This window comes from Burkholderia sp. BE17, from assembly GCF_009362305.1.
In the GTDB taxonomy this organism is placed as follows: domain Bacteria; phylum Pseudomonadota; class Gammaproteobacteria; order Burkholderiales; family Burkholderiaceae; genus Burkholderia; species Burkholderia pyrrocinia_C.
In genome coordinates, this window is record NZ_WHNU01000104.1 from 1 (window position 1) to 1,487 (window position 1,487).

Here is a 1,487-nt window from a genome sequence, read left to right on the forward strand (position 1 = left end):
CATCGTCTTATACAGAAGTGTCGGCGTCACCGCTGGCGCGTAACGCTCGTAAGGTTTTGGCCGCGACATGAACGTCTCTGAGTCCGAGCCAAATAGCTTTCGCACCGGGTTCGCCGTCACCTTTGCGCCCGAGGAAACCGCCCAGCTGGGCGATCAGGCGCAGCACCTGGTTGAGCTTGGGTTTTGCCGGCCGCTTGATCTCAGTGAGCAAATACACACCGCGAATTTCGTCGACATCGAAGAACAGTTCGGCGTCCAGATCGGGGCACGTTCGGCCCATGCGCATCAAATAAGCAATCCGCCAAGCCACGACCAGGAACAGCGCCAGGGCGCGCTCGAGCCGCTCGATCGCGCCCAACTGCAGGGCCTCGACTCGGCAACCGTTCTTCAACACATTGAACAGGATCTCGATTTCCCAGCGCGCCCGATACCAGTCGATCAGTTCAATGGCCTGCTGCAACGTCGTCGCTTCTCGGTTGGTCAGCAAATGCCATTCGATCGGCTTGACGCCAGCTGGCGCATCGAACTCGCGCGCCACCAAACAGGTGGCGGCGACACTTTGGCCTTTACCCGCCGGCAACTCGATGCGCCGCAGCCACACATGCTGGCGCACTTGGCGGGCCTTCACTCCGTGACGCGAACCCATCGTGAAGGCAATCTCGCCGATCGCCTCGCCTTCGCTTGCAGCGCTCCACAGCTTGGCTCCTTCGGGCAACGCGCGATCATGGGTCGAGCGAATCAGCCAGTCAGCGGGCGTGCCCAATTGCTGCGCGCGCGCCATCAGTGCAATCATGTCCGCCTCGCGATCGGCCACGTACACCAGCCGGGTATCCGGCAGCTTCGAGGCACTCTCCGCGATCCGCTCGTACCCCTCGATCCAGCGCAGGCTTTCCTTCAGCCCACCACGCTTGCCTTGCTTGTCCTTCGCCTCGCGCGCCCACATCCACGCGTCCAGTACGCCCAGCGGTAGGCGCTCGGGGGTCACCGCGTAGGTCGGGTGCAGGTACATGCCGCGCCGCGCCTCGTACGACAGCGGCCCAAGTCCCGCCGCGCCGCGGCCGTTGAAATCCAGTTCGGTGGTGTCTTGCAGGCACAGCACAACCGAATGAGCCGCCATGCGTTGCTGGGTCTGCTGCCAGTGCGGCTCCAAGATCGTGGCCCATTCGACTTCCTCGTTATCGAAGAAGCGGTACGCCGCTATCGTCTCGCCCCAGCCGCGACACGCCTGCGGCACACCCACTGTCGGCTTGGCCGCCAATCGTTCCATCAATGTCCTCGCTCTCTTGTTCAGGCGCGCGTCGCCAAGATCGAGGTGGGCGAATTCCGTTTCCGTCCAGCAAGTCGTGTCCAGGGCCAAGGCGTTCACGCAAAGTGCGAAAGTAAACGCGATCCGCCGACAGTTTACAAGCGCTGCGCTATCTCATTGAATGTAAACGCTTCTTTCCGGCCTCGGCAACCGGGGCTCGAAGATATGTATAAGACGATGG

At 62.1% G+C, this 1,487-nt stretch carries 1 protein-coding gene; it reads right to left on the reverse strand.

The genetic code is table 11. From position 1 onward, the window contains the following. Window positions 1-7: 7 nt before the first annotated feature. On the reverse strand, window positions 8-1,351 hold the full coding sequence (locus GD429_RS39985; RefSeq protein WP_152865733.1) for an IS4 family transposase: 1,344 nt from the start codon (window positions 1,349-1,351) through the stop codon (window positions 8-10). Window positions 1,352-1,487 lie beyond the last annotated feature (136 nt).